This window comes from Streptomyces sp. NPDC037288, from assembly GCF_055603265.1.
Genome location: NZ_JBVJVY010000010.1, coordinates 22008 through 36889 on the forward strand (window position 1 = coordinate 22008; position 14882 = coordinate 36889).

The window sequence follows — 14882 nt, forward strand, 5'->3', positions numbered from 1 at the left end:
CCGGGCCCTCTTCGGCGCACTCCCGGAGGTGGGGTAAAGTTCTGTTCGCGCGATCACGCGGGTCACCGCGAGTGAGCGCATCGGGACGTGGCGCAGCTTGGTAGCGCACTTGACTGGGGGTCAAGGGGTCGCAGGTTCAAATCCTGTCGTCCCGACTTGTGAGAGTCACAGGTCAGGGTCGGTTTCGGAGGATTCCGAAACCGGCCCTGGACCGTTTTCGGGGTCCGGTGGGGGCTGGGCACCTGCCGGTGGGTGATCGAGCGGACGTACGACTCACCGCACAGGACATGGTGTTAGTCGGCGCGGCCCGTCACTGCCACGGTTACGCCCAGACCGATCATCGCGAAGCCGCCCGCCCCGCCGACCATCGACAGGCGGCGGTCCGAGCGGGCGAACCAGGACCGGGCCGCCGAGGCGCCCAGTCCCCACAGGGTGTCCGTGATCATGCCGATAGCCACCGGGACCAGCCCCAACACCATCATCTGCAGGGGGACACGGCCCGCCGAGTGGTTCACGAACTGCGGCAGCACCGCCGCGAAGAAGATGAGGCCCTTCGGGTTGGTGAAGCCCACGAAAACGCCATCCAGGACCGTGCGCAGATCGCCGCGCCGCTCACCCGCCGGGGCCTGCAAGTCCGCCGCGCGCATCTCCTTGCGGTGCCGGAACGCCTGCACGCCCAGGTGGACGAGATACGCCGCGCCGGCCAGCTTCACGCCCGTGAACACCGCCGCGGACGTCTCCACCAGCGTGCCGAGGCCCCACGCCACAGCGGTCACCAGGACGTACGAACCGATCAGGTTGCCCAGGACGGTCGCGAGCGCCGTGCGCCGGCCGTGCGCCAGGGCTCTGCCGATCACGAACAGCACGCTCGGCCCCGGAATGACGATCACCAGCAGTGACATCGCCGCGAACGCGAGAATGCTCTCCATCGACACCATGCGTCTGCCACCTCCTGGATTGCCCACCAGAGGTCATCCAAACAGATGGCGAACCGTCCGCTCCAGGCCCATCCACCTGCCTTGGACAGGTCACCTCGTGACAACGCGGGGTCAGCGGAGCATCCCGTTGCCGGAGTCGTCCAGGCCGAGGAACTTCACGGCTTTGCGGGCCAGGACGGCAGTGAAGTGTTCACGTGCGTCGGGGCGCAGTCGTGCCAGGGCGACCATGCCGGTGATGACGGCGTCGGCCACCTCGTCCTGGACGTCTGTCCATGTGTGGCTGTGCCCTTTCCGGGGATTGGTCCCACGGGCACCGATGACGGCCTGTGCGGCCTCGCCCACTTCCTCGGCGAGCTTGAGCACTTGCAGGGTCCACTGCTCCTCCGGGCGGAGTCCGTTGTCGGTGTCGTGGCGGCTGAAAGTGCCGGCCAGGCGCCGGATCGTGTCCCATTCGTCGGTGGTGGCGGCACGCGTATGGTGCTCGCGCGGTTGCGGGGGCAGTGTGGTTCTGCGCATGAGTGCCGGATCGCTGGTGAATCCGAGGGCCTCGTACAGGGGCCTCGAATGGTCACTGGCGTGCAGTTCGAAGAGTGTGACGCCTTCCTGCTCCAGGTCGTTGAGGAGTGCGCTGAGAGCGGCTTTGGCGTAGCCACGGCGTCGGTGGCCGGGCCGGGTGGCCACGGCCTGGATGCGTGCGGCCAGTCCCTGTGGGTACCGGGGTGCGGGCAGTACGGGGCTGACCAGGGCCAGCGCGCAGGTGGCGAGTCCTCCATCGGGTGCGTCGACGACGTAGGCCCGGGCGTCACCCCCAGGCTGGAGGCGTTCGGCCAGCTGGTCTCGGCACAGGGCCAGCCAGGTCGGGTCGAGCGGTTGGGAGAGGATCAGCTCCGATCGCAGGCGGGTGATGCCTTCGGTGTCGGCGGGCGTTGCACGGCGTGGAGTGGTCACGCTATCGATCCCTTTTTCGGCGCTGGGTGGGGCGGTTGGGGGCTACTGTGCGGTTGTCCGTGCGGGTCGGTGACGGGGGTGAAGCGGGCGGGTGCGTGGTCGATCGGCAGGTCGGGGCGCCAGACGGTGAGGATCTGGGCGCTGCACTCGAACAGGTCCGGGGGCAGGGCGTCCAGCGGCCACCAGCGCCGGTCGCCGACGCTCTCGCCGGGCTGGTCGGCCGGCTCTCCGCGCCAGCGGGTGACGAGCGCGCCGAAAGTGATGCGGACGACCTCGCCTACCTGGTCGAGGAGCATGCCCAGGAGGCGTACGTCGGCGGGATCGGCGTACAGGCCGGTCTCCTCGGCGAGTTCGCGCACGACTGCCTCCTGCAGGGACTCGCCCGGCTCCACGGTCCCTCCCGGGCAGCTCCCGCGTGCGCAGCCGGTGCCGGCCCAGGAACAGGCCCCGGGGCCCGGGCAGCACGGCGCCGACGCCCACTGCCGCGTGGGCGAGAGGCGGCTCCCAAGGTCCGGCCCACCGGCGAGGCCGTGGCGCTGTTGAGGATGGGCTTCGTCATCACCGCCGTCGTGAACCCACCGCCCCGCACACCGCCGTCGTGGCCAGGGTGGTGTAGCGCATCGTGAAGCGACCGCCTATCGAGTCGATGGCGGTCCCGACCGCGTCGAGGATGTCGGCTGTCTGGTCGGGGGAGAGTCGGGTGAGGCCGCCGGTGGTGGGAAGCAGCGCCAGCCATTGGTCGCGCGTATAGGGCCGTTCCCAGTCGAATCGCCACTGTTCGGGGTCGTTGAAGCGCTCGGTCTGACGGATCGCGTCGGCGAACTTCGCGTACCCCGCCTGGTACATGTCCAGCGGACGCCGGGCCGGCTGACTGCTGAACGGCGAGTCCGGCGCCACCCGCCGGTAGGCGGCGGCGAACGGTTCGGCCACCTCGGCGGGCGGCTCGTACACGTGCCCGAAGATCGCCAGACGCCCGTCCGGACGCAGTGCCCGGGCCGCCTTGAGCGCGCCGGCGACCGGATCCACCCAGTGCCAGGACTGGGCCGCGATCACCGCGTCGAACGTCCGTCCGGCCGGCTGCCAGGTCTCGAACGTCGCCCCCTCGACCTGTAGGCCGTGGGCTCGCGCGACCTCGGCCATTCGCTCATCCGGTTCGACGCCGAGCACGGCACAGCCGGCGGCCTGGAACTGGCGGGCCGCGATGCCGGTACCGCAGCCCACGTCGAGGACCTCAGGCCCAGGGCTCCCGGCGACGATCCGCGTCACCAACGCGTCGGGGTAGCCGGGCCGGGCCTGGTCGTAGCGTTGCGCGTCCGTACCGAACGACTCGGCCATCCGCCGGGCCCTGTGCAGCTCCGCCCGGGGCGGTTCGGGTTGCTCTCGCGGTAAGGTGGGCATGCGCCCACCTTAGTGGGCGCATGCCCACCCGGCAACGGGTGCCAGCAGACCGACGCGCGAGAGGACCTGTGAGTGCCGACCGGGGTGCACCTTCGCGACGCGCGGCAGCAGTTGTTCGACGCCGCCGAACGCGTGCTGCTGCGGGACGGGCCGGCCGCACTGACCAGCCGGGCCGTCACCGACGAGGCGGGCTGCGCCAAAGGCGTCCTGCACCGACACTTCAGCGACTTCGACGCCTTCCTCACCGACCTCGTGCTCGACCGAGCCGCGCAGCTTGAGACGCAGGCGAGTGCGCTGCGCGAGTCCGCCGGCACCGGCACGGTGGCCGACAACCTCACCGCCGCGCTGACCACCCTGTTCGGACCGGTTCCGGTGGCGATCATCCCGCTCATCACCTTCCGGGACGAGCTGCGCGCACGGCTGCGACAAGCCCGGCCCGGAGGCGGCATCGCGATCCTCGCCCAGGCCACGACCGCGATCTCCGCCTACCTGGCCGACGAGCGTGACCTGGGCCGTATCGCGGCCGACGCCGACCTCGGGTCACTCACCCTCTCCCTGGTCGGTGGCGGGCATCTCCTGTTCGCAGACCGCGACCTCGGCCGGCCGACCACGGCAACCGTCAACAAGCTCGTGACGACGGTGCTCGCCGACGTCGTGCAACGGCGGCCACGCTGACGGTCGAGCCCAGCAGGTGCGCCGGCGCGAACACCGGCTGGGACCGGCCACGTGCCCTGATCGGACTGACCTCCGGCGGCGGCGGTGACTGCGCGTCCGGTGGCGAGACGTTCTTCCAGCCGGTGACGGCCGCGCTGAGCGCGGAGGGCGCCGGCATTCCGTGACGGGCGTCTGACGACGACCGGCCGCCGCACCCTCACACGCTGTCGTCCCGGCCGGCCCCGTTGCCGGTCGGAGGCCGTCTCCTCGCGGGTGAGGCGGACGAGGAGGTGGCCCTCGTCGCCGTCCGCGGATCGCCCCGGTGGTCCTCCTTCTCGGTGCCCCCGTCGAGGAGCATCGGGGTGTGGTCGCCGGTCGCCATCCTGGCCGCCATCCCGGCGAGCTGCCCGCAGGCGCGCGCGATCTCGCGCTGGGTCTGGTTCCGCTCGCCGATGACCGCGGAGAGCAGCAGGGCGGTCAGCGCGGCGGAACCGTTGAACGCCTGCAGGGTGATCATCTCGGAGAGCAGGTGGTGGCCGGCGAACGGGCCCGATCTCTCGGCGGCGGCGACGATCGCGAAGCCCGACACCGCCAGCGCGCACGGCGCGGCCCCGGCCAGCCGGAAGCGGAAGGCCGCCCAGATCAGCAGCGGGAAGCCGAGGAACAGCAGCGGCGTGCGGCCGGTCTCGAGGAAGCCGACGCCGACCGTGGCGCCGAGAAGCAGCAGTCCCTCCGCCCACCGCGACGGCGGGACGCCCCTCGGCAGGCGTGCCGAGCGAAGGACGAGCAGGACCGGTGTGACCACCAGGACGCCCATGGCGTCGCCGGTCCACCAGACCGACCACGTCGGCCAGAAGTCCGCGGTGCTCAGCGCACCGGCGAGGACCAGGGTGCCGCTGCCTGCCGTCGCGCTGACCAGCATTCCGGTGAACGCACCGAGAAAGATCAGTGCGAGCGCGTCCCGCAGCCGGTCCAGCTCGTCACGGAACCCCGCGCCGCGCAGCAGCGCCCAGGAGCAGACGGGTGCGAGGGTGTTTCCCATCACGATCGCGAGCACGGCCGGGAGCGACGGCCCCAGCGAGACGTTGACCAGGAACGCGCCCAGGGCGATCCCGGGCCACACGCGCGGCCCGCGCAGCAGCAGGCTCGCCACCGCGATACCGCTCGGCGGCCACAGCGGGGTGACCTGGCCGCGCACCAGCTGCTGGAGCAGGCCCAGCCTGGCCGAACCGAAGTACAGCGCGGCGGTGGCACAGATCTCCACGGCGGCCACACCACCGCGCCGAAGCCGTTCACGCCGCGCGACAGACATCGGGCGACCTCCGTGTCGACATCGCCCCGCAGCCATCATCCGTCCGATCCGCAGGATCCTCCACGGCACGGTCGCGCAGGGCCCGGGATCAGGCGGGCGGGGTGCGCAGGGCGAGGATGGCCATGTCGTCGTGACCGTTGCTGGGGTGGTGGTCGGCGAGGGCCTGGACGAACTCCGGCAGGGGCAGGTCGGCGTGTGCCACGGCGAGCCGGGCGAGCTCGTCCAGGCTCTGGTCGATGGGGTGGCCGGGGTGTTCGACCAGCCCGTCGGTGAAGAAGACCACGGTGGCGTCCGGCGGCAGGAAGCGGGAGTGGTCCGGACGGGGCTGCCCCGCGTCGACACCGAGCGGCAGTCCGGGCTCGGCCAGCAAGTAGGCCGCGTGGCGCTCACGCGTGAGCAGCAGGGGAGGGACGTGGCCCGCGGTGCTCCAGTGGAGCCGCCACCCCTCTGCCTCCGGTTCGATACGGGCCAGCGCGGTGGTCGTGACCGGATTGTTCGTGATGGCTTCCAGGGCCCGGTCGAGCTGGGCGAGGATGGCGCCGGGCGGATTGCTCTGGGCGAACACCAGAGCGCGCAGCATGTTGCGGGTGGCGGCCATGGCGGCGGCGGCCTGCAGATCGTGGCCGGCCACGTCGCCGATGACGACCGCCACCGTGCCGTCGGGCAGCGGGATGGCGTCGTACCAGTCCCCGCCGAGCTGACTGGGCTCGGCGGCGGGCCGGTAGATGGCGGCGGCCGTGAAAGGCCGTACATCGGGCAGTGTCGGCAGCAGAAGCCGCTGGAACTGCTCGGCTCCGACGCGCACCCGTTCGAAGAGCCGTACGTTCTCGATCGCGATGCCGGCGGCGCCGGCCAGGGCGACGACGACGTTCTCGTCGTGGACGTCGAAGGGCCGTCCGTCGCGCCGCTCGGAGAGATAGAGGTCGCCGTAGATCTTGCCGCGCACACTGATGGCGACGCCGAGCAGGGTGCGCAGGCGCGGATGGCCGGGCGGGAACCCGGCGGAGGACGGATGGGCCGGGATGTCGTCGATCCGCAGGGGCTCGGGGTAGCGGATCAGGTGGCCGAGGACACCCAGACCACGAGGCAGACCGGTCGTGGCCAGAGCATCGCGTTCCTGCTCGGACAGGCCGGCCGGGACGAACTGCTCCAGGCGCTCGCCGGACTCGTTGAGCACGCCCAGCGCCCCGTAGCGGGCGCCGACCAGGTCCATCGCGGTGGTCACGATGCGGTGCAGCACCGCGGGCAGCTCCACCTCGCGGCTGATGGCCACCACCGCATCCAGCAGGCCCTGCAGCCGGTCCATGGAGGACATCAGGGCGCGCAGCTGCTCGTCGATCCGGACCAGCTCGGACCGCAGACGCAGATGCAGGTCGGGCAGGCGGGCCGGCCCCGGTCGTCGCCCTTCCCTGTCGGCCGCCATCACCGGCGCCTGGTGGCTCGGTGCACCGGGTACGGCCGAGCCGGCCTGCCCGTCAGCCCCTCGCTCGAGCGGTACATTCCGACCTCCGGGTGTCTCGCCTCCGATTGTGGCATCGACGCCGCACGGTGACGATCGACCGGAAGACGACAGTGATCAAGCTCCCGGAAGGGTTTGCGCGCCGACCGCGAGCCACGGCTCGCGGTCGGCCCGGCGGCAGGCCGCTCCCTTTCGCCTCCCGGCCTCTCAGCCCTTGTTGGAACCCAGGGTGAGGCCGCTGACGAACTGGCGCTGGAGCGCGAAGTAGACCGCCAGGGTGGGGATCGCCGTCAGCAGGGAGCCCGCGGCGACCAGGTTGGGGTCGGTGAAGTACTGGCCGGAGAGGTTGTTCAGCGCCGAGGTGACCGGCATGTTCTGGCCGGTCGAGATCAGCACCAGCGCCCAGAAGAAGTCGTTGTAGATCCAGATCGACAGCAGGGTCGCCAGCGCCGCCATGGCCGGCTTGCACAGCGGCAGTGTGATCTGCCAGTACAGCCGCCACACCGAGGCGCCGTCGACCAGCGCGGCCTCCGTCAGCTCGTGCGGCAGCGACCGCATGTAGTTGCTCAGCACGAACGCGCAGAACCCCGACTGGAACGCCACATGGATGAGGACCAGACCGAGCGCGGAGTCGTACAGCTTGCCGCTCTGTGTGATGCCCGGCAGGTTCGTCAGCAGGTACAGCCGGTACAGCGGGGTGATGATGACCTGCTGCGGGAGCAGGTTGCCGGCCGTGAAGACCAGCAGGAGGGCCAGGTTCAGGCGGAAGTCGAAGCGGCTGACGTAGAACGCGACACACGAGGACAGGAACAGGGTCAGCAGCACGGCCGGCACCGCGATGACCAGTGTGTTGCCGAAGTAGTGCAGCATGTCCGACTGCACGAACGCGTTCTTGAAGTTGTCGAGGTTCAGCGCGTGCGGCCAGGACACGTAACCCCGGGTGCTGGTCTCGCTGTAGGGACGCAGCGCCGAGAAGACCGCCCACAGCAGCGGCGCCAGCCACGCCAGCGCCGTACCGGCGAGGAAGACGTGCAGCAGGACGCGGGCGGGCCGGACGGGGGCGCGCCGCTTCAACGGCACAGTGGTGCTGCTCATGCCCGCCGCTCCTTCCGGAAGGTGGCGATCAGGTAGGGGATGATCACCGCCAGGGAGATCACCAGCAGGACGACGGCGATGGCGGAGCCGTAACCGATGCGGCTGGACTCGCCGATGATGTTGTTGGTGACCAGGATCGACAGCAACTCGGTGCCCTGGGCGCCCTTGTTGAAGACGAAGACCAGGTCGAAGGCGCGCAGTGCCTCGATGATCGTGACGACCAGGACGACCGTGTTGGTCGGGCGCAGGGTGGGGAAGATGACGCTCCTGAACGTCTGCCACTCGCCCGCGCCGTCCAGCGCGGAGGCCTCCCGCAGCGAGGGGTCGACGCTCTTCAGGCCGGCCAGGTACAGGATCATCATGTAGCCGGTGTGCCGCCAGGACGCGGCGAGGAGGATCGCCCACAGGTTGAGGTGCGGGTCGCCGATCCAGTCGATGTAGTGGCCGGGTTTGTTGGCCCCGAGGATGCTGTTGATCAGGCCGGTGTCCGGGTTGTAGACCAGCTGCCAGACGAAGCCGATGCAGGCCATCGAGATGACGACCGGCAGGAAGAACGCGGTCTGGTAGACCCGGCTGAAGCGGATCCGCTTGTCCAGCTGCACGGCCAGGAACAGGCCGAACGGCGTCGGGATCAGGATCAGTACGACGAACCAGATCACGTTGTGCTGGACGGCCGGCCAGAACTGCGGGTTGTCGCTGAAGAGCTGTGCGAAGTTGTCCAGGCCCACCCACTTGATCGAGTCGAATCCGATGCCGTCCCAGGTGGTGAAGGCGAGGAAGATCGAGGCGAGGGCGGTGACCCAGACCAGGGCCACGTGCAGGATCGCCGGCACGCCCGCCATCAGGGCGAGCGTGAACCGGTCACGGCGGGTCAGCAGGCGCCGGTGGCCCCGTGTGACCCGCTTCTTCTCGGGCGTGGGCCCCGCCGGAGGCACGGCGCCTGCCTGCGGGGTCTTCGTCGTCGCGTCGGTCGTCATCGGGACGCTCACTGGGACGCGAAGATCTGCTTCTTCTGGCGCTCGACGGACGACAGCAGGCTGTCCACGCCCTTGGGGTTCTGCAGGAACTTCTGCAGGCCCGGCTGCATCACGGTGGAGGTGAAGTCGGGCCGGGAGTCGCGGTCCATGAACTGGGTGAGGCTCTTGGCGTTGCCGATCATCTCGAACGCCTTCTTCTGCAGCGCCGAGTACGAGGAGGTGCTCGCCTTGCCGGAGGCGGCCACCACGCTCGGGTCGCCCTTGAGGTACAACTCCTCGGCCGCCGGGGAGCCCAGGTACTCCAGCAGCTTCACGACACCCGCGTGGTTCTTCGGGGACTTGCTGACCATGAAGCCGTCGGTCGGCGCCTCGACCGTGTCCTGGCCGTACGCGGAGTTGATCTCCGGGAAGGGGAAGAAGTCGAGGTCGTCCAGGTCGGCCTTGTTCGTGAACTGCTGGGCCACGAAGGAGCCGAGGAGGTACATGCCGGCCTTCTTCGCGACCAGCGTCTGCGCGGCGTCCTGCCAGGTGCGGCCCATGAAGCCGTCCTGGTGGTAGGGGAGGATCTCCGCCCAGTGGTCGAAGACGGCCTTCACCTTGGCGTCGGTCCAGGACGCCTTGCCCGCCATCAGCCGGACGTGGAAGTCGTAGCCGTTGAGCCGGAAGTTGATCTGGTCGAAGGTGCCCATCGCCGGCCAGGCGTCCTTGTCGCCGAAGGCGATCGGGACCAGCCCGTCCTTCTTCATCTGCCTGCACAGGGCGACGAGTTCGTCCCACGTGGCGGGAACCTTGTAGCCGTGCTGCGTGAAGACGCTCCTGCGGTAGAAGACCGCCCAGGGGTACGTCGTCAGCGGCATGAAGTAGTACTTGCCGTCCTCGCCCTTGCTGAGCTTCTTCATCGCGTCCGGGAAGTTGTCCCCGATCTTCTGCCACACGTCGTCGATCGGCGAGGCCAGACCCTTCGCCGCGAAGAACTGCATGCGGTACCCGGCGAACCAGTTGAACACGTCGTCCGGAGTGCCCTGCAGATAGGAGTTGATCTGCTCCTGGAAGGTGTTGTGGTCCTTCGTGTTCACGTCGACGGTGATGCCGGACTGCTTCTTGAAGGCCGCGTAGACGCTCTCGAACGCCGCCTTCGGCACGGCGTCCGAGGCGTTGGAGCCGAGCGTGACGGTCTTCGGGTCGGAGGTGGAACCGCTGCCTGAGCAGGCGGACAGCAGGGATGTCCCGGCTCCGGCGAGCAGGGCGGCACCGCCTGCTGTGCGCAGGACCGACCGACGGCTGGGACCCGGGAGGGAAAGACCGGAGGGGGAGAGGCGCATGGCGGCTCCTGAGGAATACAGGGCTCGGTCAAGGGGATGAGTTGATCAACGAAAGGCTTTCGAAACCGCTCAGAAACCAACTCGACCGAACATCGTGGCGTAATGACAGCCCCACGTCCGCTCATGAGTCAATAGGCCGGATCGCGCTGGGGTGTCTCTTGCCTGAAACGTGACCCGGTGCCGTTCGCTGCGGGGTGCGGTGTACTGGGCTCACGCCTTCCGGGCGCATGTCCGGGAGGTGAGGCTGCCCGTGATTTGTACTTACATTCGGACCTGCTCGTGCAATGATGTCTTAACAAAGTATTGACAGCGGGCTCGTCAGGGACTTGGATCGCGTCCCAACGCAACAGCGTCCCTCCCCCGTCGCACGCACAGTGAGGTGCAGGAAAGATGGACCGCTCTTCTCCCTCCCGCTCCCGGAGACTGGCCCCCGTCGTGGCGGTGGCCGCCGCGGCAGCCCTGACCCTCGCCGGCTGCGCAAGCGCCCACGGCGGCAAGAAGGCCGAGGAGGCGGCGCAGAACGCCTCGGCCGGCCGGGCCGACACCCCACGCATGACCGTCGCACTGGTCACGCACCAGGCGCCCGGCGACACCTTCTGGGACACGGTCCGCAAGGGCGCCGAGGCGGCCGCCGCCAAGGACAACGTCAAGCTCATCTACTCCGCCGACCCCAACGCCGGCAACCAGGCGAACCTGGTGCAGAACGCGATCGACCAGCACGTCGACGGCGTCGCGGTCACCCTGGCCAAGCCGGACGCGATGAAGAACGTCATCGGCAAGGCGGAGCAGGCCGGCATACCGGTGGTGGGCCTGAACTCCGGCCTGAGTGACTGGAGGAAGCTGGGCCTCCTGGAGTTCTTCGGGCAGGACGAGAGCGTGGCCGGCGAGGCGTTCGGCGACAAGCTGAACACCACCGGCGCCAAGAAGATCGTCTGCGTCATCCAGGAGCAGGGCAACGTGGGCCTCACCCAGCGCTGCGACGGCGTGCGGAAGACGTTCAAGGGCACCGCTGAGACGCTGTACGTGAACGGCACCGACATGCCGTCGGTGAAGTCGACCATCACGGCCAAGCTGAAGCAGGACGACTCCATCGACACGGTCGTCACCCTCGGCGCCCCCTTCGCCCTGACCGCCACGCAGGCGGTGGGTGACGCGGGCAGCAAGGCCAAGGTGGCCACGTTCGACCTGAACAAGGATCTGGTGAAGGCCGTCCACAACGGCTCGATCGAGTTCGCCGTCGACCAGCAGCCCTACCTGCAGGGCTACCTCGCGGTCGACGCGCTGTGGCTCTACAAGAACAACGGCAACTACAGCGGCGGCGGGGTCCAGCCGGTGCTGACCGGCCCGGCCTTCGTCGACAAGTCCAATGTCGACAAGGTCGCCGAGTTCGCCGCGAAGGGGACCCGGTGATGAGCATGGCCCAGCAGGCTGAGCCGGCGATGACCACCCCGCCGGGATCCGGTCCGAAGCAGACCGACGGCCGTACGGCCCGGCGCCCGCTGGCGCTGCGGCTGCTGGCCCGGCCCGAAGTGGGTGTCTTCCTCGGCGCCGCCGCCGTACTGGTCTTCTTCCTGATCGCCGCGCCCTCGGTTCGCCAGGGCAGCTCCATGGCCACGATCCTCTACCAGTCCTCGACGATCGGGATCATGGCCCTGCCGGTCGCCCTGCTGATGATCGGCGGCGAGTTCGACCTCTCCGCCGGCGTCGCGGTGATCTCCTCGGCGCTGACCGCGAGCATGCTCAGCTACCAGCTGACGCTGAACGTGTGGACCGGCGTGGTCGTCGCCCTGGTCGTCTCCCTGGCCATCGGCGCGTTCAACGGCTGGATGGTGGTCAGGACCGGGCTGCCGAGCTTCCTCATCACCCTCGGCACCTTCCTGATCCTGCAGGGCGTGAACCTGGCCGTGACGAAATGGGTCACCGGCAATGTCGCCACCGACGACATCAGCGACATGGACGGCTTCACCCAGGCGAAGAAGATCTTCGCGTCGTCCTTCGACGTGGGCGGGGTGCAGGTGAAGATCACGATCGTGTGGTGGCTGGTCTTCGCCGCGCTGGCCACCTGGGTGCTGCTGCGCACCAAGTACGGCAACTGGATCTTCGCGGTCGGCGGCAACAAGGAGTCCGCGCGGGCGGTCGGTGTGCCGGTGAACTTCACCAAGATCACACTGTTCATGCTGGTCGGTCTCGGGGCCTGGTTCGTCGGCATGCACAACCTGTTCTCCTTCAACACCGTGCAGTCCGGCGAAGGCGTGAGCAACGAGCTGATCTACATCGCCGCGGCGGTGATCGGCGGCTGTCTGCTCACCGGCGGCTACGGCTCCGCCATCGGCCCGGTCTTCGGAGCGTTCATGTTCGGCATGGTCAACCAGGGCATCGTCTACGCCGGCTGGAACCCCGACTGGTTCAAGGCCTTCCTCGGCGTGATGCTGCTGGGCGCCGTCCTGATCAATCTGTGGGTCCAGCGCACGGCGACCCGGAGGTAAAGCGATGACCGACCACAAGACCCACGGCGCCGTTCTCAAGGACACGCCGCCCGCCGGGGACGGCCCCCTCGTCGAGCTGCGCCGGGCGGGCAAGTCCTACGGCAACATCCGCGCCCTGCACGGCGTCGACCTCACCGTCCACGCCGGCAAGGTGACCTGCGTCCTCGGCGACAACGGCGCCGGCAAGTCCACCCTCATCAAGATCATCTCCGGGCTCCACCAGCACACCGAGGGCGACTTCCTCGTCGACGGCACCCCCGTCCGCTTCTCCAGCCCGCGCGAGGCCCTCGGCCGCGGTATCGCCACCGTCTACCAGGACCTGGCGACGGTGCCGCTGATGCCGGTGTGGCGGAACTTCTTCCTCGGCTCGGAGATGACCCGCGGCCCATGGCCCGTGCGCCGCCTGGACATCGCCCGTATGAAGGCCACCGCCGACCAGGAACTGCGCCACATGGGCATCGTCCTGGACGACCTGGAACAGCCCATCGGCACCCTCTCCGGCGGCCAGCGCCAGTGCGTGGCCATCGCCCGCGCCGTCTACTTCGGCGCCCGGGTCCTCATCCTGGACGAGCCGACCGCGGCCCTGGGCGTCAAACAGTCCGGCGTGGTCCTGAAGTACATCGCCGCCGCCCGCGACCGCGGCCTCGGCGTCATCTTCATCACCCACAACCCCCACCACGCCTACATGGTCGGCGACCACTTCAGCGTCCTGCGCCTGGGCACCCTGGAGCTGTCCGCCGACCGCGGCGAGGTCAGCCTGGAAGAACTGACCAACCACATGGCCGGCGGCGCCGAACTCGCCGCGCTCAAACACGAACTCGCCCAGGTACGCGGCGTCGACACCGAGGAACTCCCCGAAGAGAGCGACCTGACCGCACCCGTCGCCCCCTCCCCGGAAGGAACCCCCTGACCATGGCCCTCCCCACCCCGCTGGACCGGATCCGGGTCGGCTCGGCCCCCGACTCCTGGGGCGTCTGGTTCCCCGACGACCCGCGGCAGGTGCCCTGGGAACGCTTCCTCGACGAGGTCCGCGAGGCCGGCTACGACTGGATCGAACTCGGCCCCTACGGCTACCTCCCCACCGACCCCGCGCGCCTGCGGGACGAGGTGGCCCGGCGGAACCTGAAGGTCTCGGCGGGCACGGTCTTCACCGGCATGCACCGCGGCCCGTCCGTGTGGGAGGACACCTGGGCGCACGTCAGCCAGGTCGCCGCGCTCACCCAGGCGACGGGCGCGCGGCACCTGGTGGTCATCCCGTCCTTCTGGCGGGACGACAAGACCGCCGAGATCCTGGAGCCGCCGGAGCTGACCGCCGAGCAGTGGGCGCACCTCACCAAGGGCATGGAACGGCTCGGACACGAGGTGAAGGACACCTACGGGCTGGACATCGTGGTCCACCCGCACGCCGACACCCACATCGACACCGAGGAGCACGTCGAACGCTTCCTGGACTCCACCGACTCCGGGCTGGTCAACCTCTGCCTGGACACCGGGCACTACGCCTACTGCGGCGGGGACAGCGTCAAGCTCATCGAGACCTACGGCGAGCGCATCGGCTATCTGCACCTCAAGCAGGTCGACCCGGACGTCCTCGCCGAGGTGGTCGCGCACGAGGTGCCGTTCGGGCCGGCGGTGCAGCGGGGTGTGATGTGCGAACCGCCGTCCGGGGTCCCCGAGTTGGGGCCCGTCCTGGAAGCGGCGCAGAAGCTGGGCGTGGAGCTGTTCGCGATCGTCGAGCAGGACATGTACCCGTGCGAGCCGGACAAGCCCCTCCCGATCGCGGTCCGCACCCGCCGGTTCCTGCGCTCCTGCGGGGCCTGAGCGCACTCCCCGGAACCGGGTCCCCTCCGCGGGGGCCCGGTTCCTGCGTGAGGGCAACGGATTCGGCCATCGTCCGATCGGGAACCAACCGGGGGCACGCGGGCGTTCAGTACGACGACGGGGGACGCCCGCGCAGACGGGAGGACGAGATGACGCACCGCACGGAAGCCCGGAAGACGCCCGGGGACACCGCCGACGCGGCGGCCCTGCGCCATAACCGCTTCGGCTCGCTGCCCGAGCGGATACGCCCCGAGGACACGACCGAGACCCAGCCGGCCACCGTGCCGGACCCGGCGCGGGACACCTACAACCCCGACGAGTGGCTGATCCGTTACTGCGGCTGAGACACGGATGCGGGGGGGGGGGGGGGGGCGGGGGGGGGGCCCGGGGGGCGTCTGCCGGAGCGGTGGGGGGGGGGAGGGGGGGTGGTGGTGGGAGGGGAGGGGGGGGGAAGTGGGGAGGCCGCACGGCC

The 14882-nt window shown here is 69.6% G+C and carries 14 protein-coding genes, 1 tRNA gene and 1 pseudogene; 7 read left to right on the plus strand and 9 right to left on the minus strand.

The genetic code is table 11. From position 1 onward, the window contains the following. The first annotated feature begins 81 nt into the window (after nt 1–81). Nucleotides 82–155 (plus strand) — tRNA-Pro (locus tag ACZ7GZ_RS14445). A gap of 138 nt (nt 156–293) precedes the next feature. Here ACZ7GZ_RS14445 and ACZ7GZ_RS14450 read toward each other — a convergent pair. From ACZ7GZ_RS14450 to ACZ7GZ_RS14465, 4 genes and pseudogenes are all read right to left on the minus strand, one after another. Next, a complete protein-coding gene (locus tag ACZ7GZ_RS14450; RefSeq protein WP_471024138.1) occupies nt 294–938 on the minus strand; it encodes a LysE family translocator in 645 nt (214 codons plus the stop codon). A 111-nt stretch (nt 939–1049) separates the two neighbouring features. Further along, nucleotides 1050–1886, minus strand: a complete 837-nt coding sequence (locus tag ACZ7GZ_RS14455) for a GNAT family N-acetyltransferase (RefSeq protein ID WP_471024139.1) — start codon at nt 1884–1886, stop codon at nt 1050–1052. Beyond that, nucleotides 1883–2429 (minus strand): annotated as a pseudogene (locus tag ACZ7GZ_RS14460) (NUDIX domain-containing protein); the annotation flags it as partial. The gene ACZ7GZ_RS14455 and the pseudogene ACZ7GZ_RS14460, both read right to left, overlap by 4 nt. Before the next feature lie 15 nt (nt 2430–2444). Continuing rightward, nucleotides 2445–3284, minus strand: a complete 840-nt coding sequence (locus ACZ7GZ_RS14465) for a class I SAM-dependent methyltransferase (protein WP_471024141.1) — start codon at nt 3282–3284, stop codon at nt 2445–2447. A 72-nt stretch (nt 3285–3356) separates the two neighbouring features. On the opposite strand from ACZ7GZ_RS14465, the gene ACZ7GZ_RS14470 reads away from it, so the two are divergent. After that, nucleotides 3357–3959, plus strand: coding sequence for a TetR/AcrR family transcriptional regulator (locus tag ACZ7GZ_RS14470; RefSeq protein ID WP_471024142.1), 603 nt, complete (start codon nt 3357–3359; stop codon nt 3957–3959). Between the two features lie 196 nt (nt 3960–4155). On the opposite strand, the gene ACZ7GZ_RS14475 is transcribed toward ACZ7GZ_RS14470, so the two are convergent. The 5 genes from ACZ7GZ_RS14475 to ACZ7GZ_RS14495 form a co-directional block, all read right to left on the minus strand. After that, nucleotides 4156–5250 (minus strand): MASE1 domain-containing protein, encoded by a 1095-nt coding sequence (locus ACZ7GZ_RS14475; protein ID WP_471024143.1) that lies wholly within the window; start codon nt 5248–5250, stop codon nt 4156–4158. Between the two features lie 88 nt (nt 5251–5338). Next, a complete protein-coding gene (locus tag ACZ7GZ_RS14480) occupies nt 5339–6673 on the minus strand; it encodes a PP2C family protein-serine/threonine phosphatase (protein ID WP_471024144.1) in 1335 nt (444 codons plus the stop codon). A 243-nt stretch (nt 6674–6916) separates the two neighbouring features. Next, complete coding sequence (locus ACZ7GZ_RS14485) at nt 6917–7804, minus strand: carbohydrate ABC transporter permease (protein ID WP_471024146.1); 888 nt, start codon at nt 7802–7804, stop codon at nt 6917–6919. Next, complete coding sequence (locus tag ACZ7GZ_RS14490) at nt 7801–8781, minus strand: carbohydrate ABC transporter permease (protein ID WP_471024147.1); 981 nt, start codon at nt 8779–8781, stop codon at nt 7801–7803. Before ACZ7GZ_RS14490 ends, ACZ7GZ_RS14485 begins: the two co-directional genes overlap by 4 nt. Nucleotides 8782–8789: 8 nt before the next feature. Beyond that, a complete protein-coding gene (locus ACZ7GZ_RS14495) occupies nt 8790–10103 on the minus strand; it encodes an ABC transporter substrate-binding protein (RefSeq protein WP_471024149.1) in 1314 nt (437 codons plus the stop codon). 390 nt (nt 10104–10493) lie between these two features. Between ACZ7GZ_RS14495 and ACZ7GZ_RS14500 the strand changes: the two genes are divergently transcribed. From ACZ7GZ_RS14500 to ACZ7GZ_RS14520, 5 genes are all read left to right on the plus strand, one after another. Then, nucleotides 10494–11513 (plus strand): substrate-binding domain-containing protein, encoded by a 1020-nt coding sequence (locus tag ACZ7GZ_RS14500; protein WP_471024150.1) that lies wholly within the window; start codon nt 10494–10496, stop codon nt 11511–11513. Further along, a complete protein-coding gene (locus tag ACZ7GZ_RS14505; protein ID WP_471024152.1) occupies nt 11513–12589 on the plus strand; it encodes an ABC transporter permease in 1077 nt (358 codons plus the stop codon). The genes ACZ7GZ_RS14500 and ACZ7GZ_RS14505 overlap by 1 nt, the downstream gene beginning before the upstream one ends. A gap of 4 nt (nt 12590–12593) precedes the next feature. Beyond that, entirely contained in the window at nt 12594–13499 is a 906-nt protein-coding gene (locus ACZ7GZ_RS14510; protein WP_471024154.1) for an ATP-binding cassette domain-containing protein, read from the plus strand. A gap of 2 nt (nt 13500–13501) precedes the next feature. Next, entirely contained in the window at nt 13502–14410 is a 909-nt protein-coding gene (locus tag ACZ7GZ_RS14515; protein ID WP_471024155.1) for a sugar phosphate isomerase/epimerase family protein, read from the plus strand. Between the two features lie 149 nt (nt 14411–14559). Further along, nucleotides 14560–14754, plus strand: coding sequence for a hypothetical protein (locus ACZ7GZ_RS14520; protein WP_471024157.1), 195 nt, complete (start codon nt 14560–14562; stop codon nt 14752–14754). Nucleotides 14755–14882: the final 128 nt, after the last annotated feature.

Coding starts and splice junctions, on each gene's coding strand:
- ACZ7GZ_RS14450 (WP_471024138.1), bottom strand. CDS start 938: ATGGTGTCGATGGAGAGCATTCTCGCGTTCGCGGCGATGTCACTGCTG.
- ACZ7GZ_RS14465 (WP_471024141.1), bottom strand. CDS start 3,284: ATGCCCACCTTACCGCGAGAGCAACCCGAACCGCCCCGGGCGGAGCTG.
- ACZ7GZ_RS14475 (WP_471024143.1), bottom strand. CDS start 5,250: ATGTCTGTCGCGCGGCGTGAACGGCTTCGGCGCGGTGGTGTGGCCGCC.
- ACZ7GZ_RS14480 (WP_471024144.1), bottom strand. CDS start 6,673: ATGGCGGCCGACAGGGAAGGGCGACGACCGGGGCCGGCCCGCCTGCCC.
- ACZ7GZ_RS14485 (WP_471024146.1), bottom strand. CDS start 7,804: ATGAGCAGCACCACTGTGCCGTTGAAGCGGCGCGCCCCCGTCCGGCCC.
- ACZ7GZ_RS14490 (WP_471024147.1), bottom strand. CDS start 8,781: ATGACGACCGACGCGACGACGAAGACCCCGCAGGCAGGCGCCGTGCCT.
- ACZ7GZ_RS14495 (WP_471024149.1), bottom strand. CDS start 10,103: ATGCGCCTCTCCCCCTCCGGTCTTTCCCTCCCGGGTCCCAGCCGTCGG.
- ACZ7GZ_RS14500 (WP_471024150.1), top strand. CDS start 10,494: ATGGACCGCTCTTCTCCCTCCCGCTCCCGGAGACTGGCCCCCGTCGTG.
- ACZ7GZ_RS14505 (WP_471024152.1), top strand. CDS start 11,513: ATGAGCATGGCCCAGCAGGCTGAGCCGGCGATGACCACCCCGCCGGGA.
- ACZ7GZ_RS14510 (WP_471024154.1), top strand. CDS start 12,594: ATGACCGACCACAAGACCCACGGCGCCGTTCTCAAGGACACGCCGCCC.
- ACZ7GZ_RS14515 (WP_471024155.1), top strand. CDS start 13,502: ATGGCCCTCCCCACCCCGCTGGACCGGATCCGGGTCGGCTCGGCCCCC.
- ACZ7GZ_RS14520 (WP_471024157.1), top strand. CDS start 14,560: ATGACGCACCGCACGGAAGCCCGGAAGACGCCCGGGGACACCGCCGAC.